This window comes from Mycobacterium sp. (assembly GCF_035603715.1).
Classification (GTDB): Bacteria; Actinomycetota; Actinomycetes; order Mycobacteriales; family Mycobacteriaceae; genus Mycobacterium.
Genome location: NZ_DATNJW010000125.1, coordinates 1 through 3,054 on the forward strand (window position 1 = coordinate 1; position 3,054 = coordinate 3,054).

Below are 3,054 nucleotides of genomic sequence, written 5' to 3' on the forward strand. Positions count from 1 at the left end.
GGCATCGGCTGGGTTTCATGGTGGTAGTACAGGCAGGTCAGATCCCGCCAGCAGGAATCGCCCCGAAGCTTGATCAGGCCGGCCCCGAACTCGAGCCGAAACAGCAGCAACCGCGCGAGCCACATGGTCAGCAGCGGCGGCGCGATCCGGTCGTTGCCGAGAAAGATTGCCAGGAAACCCATTTCCAGCAACAGCGACTCCCAGCCGAACGAGTACCACGTTTGGCCGACGTTGACGATCGACAGGTACGCAACCCATAGCAGCAGCCACAGCAACACCGCCGCCCAGAGCGGCAGCACGTCGGCCAGTCCCGCGCCGATCCCTGCCGCCAATGCCGCACCCGACCACGCGACTGTGGCGAAGAATCGATCGGAGTAGTGGACGTGGAAGATGCTCGGCGTTCGGATGAACGACTGCCGGGCCAGATAACGCGGCACCGGCGTGAGCCCGTGCTCGCCGATCAGCGCCCGGAATTGCCGTGCGGCCGCCACGAATGCGAAGACATAGACGATCGCGGTGCCGCGCTCCAATATCAGCCTGCCCAGCCAATATTCCGGTGCGCTCAACCAGTCCATGTCCGTCGCTCCTGGTGAGGAGGTGGATTCCTATTGTCGCGCGTACCCGTCCGGTACACCGCAGAACCGCGGTGCTCGCAGCTATCGCTGCCCGACCGGGTACGGCGGCGGCACACCGGCGATCACCGCACCGAAGTTCGCCAGCGCCTTGTTGCCGCCCAACCAGTAACTGCTGTGGGCCGCGATGCTGGGCAGTCCGAACGGACCGGCGGGCCCCGGACCGGCGGCCAGCCGCAGGGCACCGAAGCCCGGGTCCGCCGGGTCGGCGCCCAACGTCCATTCGGTGACGATGCCGCCCATGTCGATCGCGTCGTTGACGGCACGCATCACAAACACGTTGCCGCCGGGGTGCAGATTCAGCCGGCCGGCGCGATCGACCAGCATGCCGGGGCTTCCGACCGCGATGACATTGTCGGCGTCGAGGTGGTGCCCGCCGGCGGCGGCCGCGCCGATCACGGTGGAGCCGTAGCTGTGGCCGACCACGGTGTCAACGGACGCCTGCCCGACATGCGAGGCGCGCTGGCCGTTTTCGAAGGCCGACAATCGATCCGCCCCGCCCTGCGCGGGCTGTGGGAAAGCCGCGCGGCTGAGATCCATTGGGCGGTCGTACCCCATCCACGTCGTCACCGAGACATCGCCTGGTTCCAGGCCGGGGTCGGCCGTTAACGCGGCGGTATACATGGCCAACGCCTTCTCGTCGCTGAACGTCAATCGGCTCAGGTCTTGTCCGGTTCCGGGTACGAAGATCGCATTGCGGCGCGCGGTATCGGGGTTCGCGATCGACACGGCGCCGTGGCCGAACTCGTCGAGCAGACCCAGGTAACGCTTCGGTCCGGCGGTGGACTTCAGGCTCGCTTGGACCGCCTGATAACCGGCCAGGTGTTGTCGGGCCGCGGCCAGTTGTGACTGCAACGCATAGAGCACGCCGTCGTCGACGTCGGGTTCGGCCATCAATTGTGCAATGTCGTGCTCTATCCGAGTGACGTCGCACCGGGATTGCTGCGTGAGCTCTTCCAGGTGCAACCGGTTGTAGTGGTCTCTGCCCAAGTGGTCAGGCGAATCCCACGGCATTCCGGGGTGGTTGCCAATGTCGTGGTCTTGGCTGTACAGCCAATCCTTTTCTTCAGTGCTGAGCTGATTCCACAGCTCGTTGAACTGCTTCGGATCGTCGGGCAACGGCCGTGACAGCGAGTCCTGGATCAGTGGTCGATTGTCATGTGGGCCCGGCGGAATCGGCCGATCCCCGTCGGCCATGTCGATCGCGTACGCCAACTGCTGATCTGCTGAATTTGCCTCTGCCACAATCGCATCCAGCCGATGTTGCAGCTGAATCTCGGCGATGAGCGCTGCCGTCGGCGGGCCGTCGAAATTCGAGCTCGGCACCACCTTGTCGGTGCGGCAGTCGATGGCCATCTGCAATTCGGCGGCGTCGCGGCGCAACTCGCTCAGCTGAGACTGCACGTGCACGATATCGTCGGCCGCCCGGCCAGCCGCCCGGGCCACCGCCAGCGACTCGTTGCCGTGCGCGTCGAGGTCCGACCGGATCGAGGCGCTGCTGTGTCTGCGGGCTTGCGCGGTGACGCCCTGCCAGGTGTCGAACACCGCTAGTGAGGCCAATTCTCGGGCGGCCGCCAGGGTCGCGCGCCCACGCGCGCCGGCCGCATGGAACACCTCGCGCACCGCCTCGGCGCGCCACCGATCGATGTCGGCCACCGTCAAAGCCACGTCTCACCACCTCACACCGAAGATGCGCTGCCTATCCCGTAACAGCGGCGCAGCCGCCCTGCAACTCACGTGTCGGTGCGAAACCCGCGGAATGCGATGCCCATGCACAGCGGGGCGTTAACGCTCAGCAGGCCGCATCACGGTTGAAGCGGCCAGTGCCGCAAGTGAAATGAGGGCGAGCAGTTGCACTGCAGCCGAATGGCCCGCATAGCCGTCGACGGATCGCCACGGATGCCGCGACAGCGCCGCACCGGCCAGGATCAGCCCCCCGGCGCTCAACCACAGGGTGACGGCATCGCGTCGTCGTGGACGATTACGTAGCGCCCACCGCATACCCAGTGCGGCGCCGAAGACCAAGACGCCTGGCACCCCGGCGATCAGCGCGCCGGCGGTCAGCATCGCGACGGCGGCCCAGGGCCCGGGCGTCCACGGGCGCGCGGCGGAATCGGTCGGCCGGCGTCGCTGCGGCCACCACGCCAGCAGCGCCAACAGCGGCAGCAGCGCCAGCCCGCCGGCCAGGCCGGCCCGGTACAGCGCGTTGGGCGCGAAGGTCAGCGTGATGGTGCCCGACGTTCCGGCCGGCACCACCCATCCCTGCTGCCATCCATTGACCGCCAATGGTGTCAATCGAGTTCCAGTGCTGGTGTGGGCCACCCATCCGGTGTTGATACTTTCCGGAACGACCAGCACCCGCGACGTCGTCCCGTCCGGCACCCGCACTTCGCGACGGGCCGGCCCCCACACTCCGGTGGCC

General features: G+C 67.1%; 2 protein-coding genes and 1 pseudogene. All 3 read right to left on the reverse strand.

Annotated features, from left to right (window positions below; translation table 11 throughout):
- The coding region (locus tag VN856_RS05835; protein WP_325687064.1) for a lipase maturation factor family protein at positions 1-575 on the reverse strand (575 nt) is incomplete at its 3' end.
- 81 nt (positions 576-656) lie between these two features.
- Complete coding sequence (locus VN856_RS05840; RefSeq protein WP_325687066.1) at positions 657-2,300, reverse strand: alpha/beta hydrolase; 1,644 nt, start codon at positions 2,298-2,300, stop codon at positions 657-659.
- A 117-nt stretch (positions 2,301-2,417) separates the two neighbouring features.
- Positions 2,418-3,054: pseudogene (locus VN856_RS05845) on the reverse strand (hypothetical protein); the annotation flags it as partial.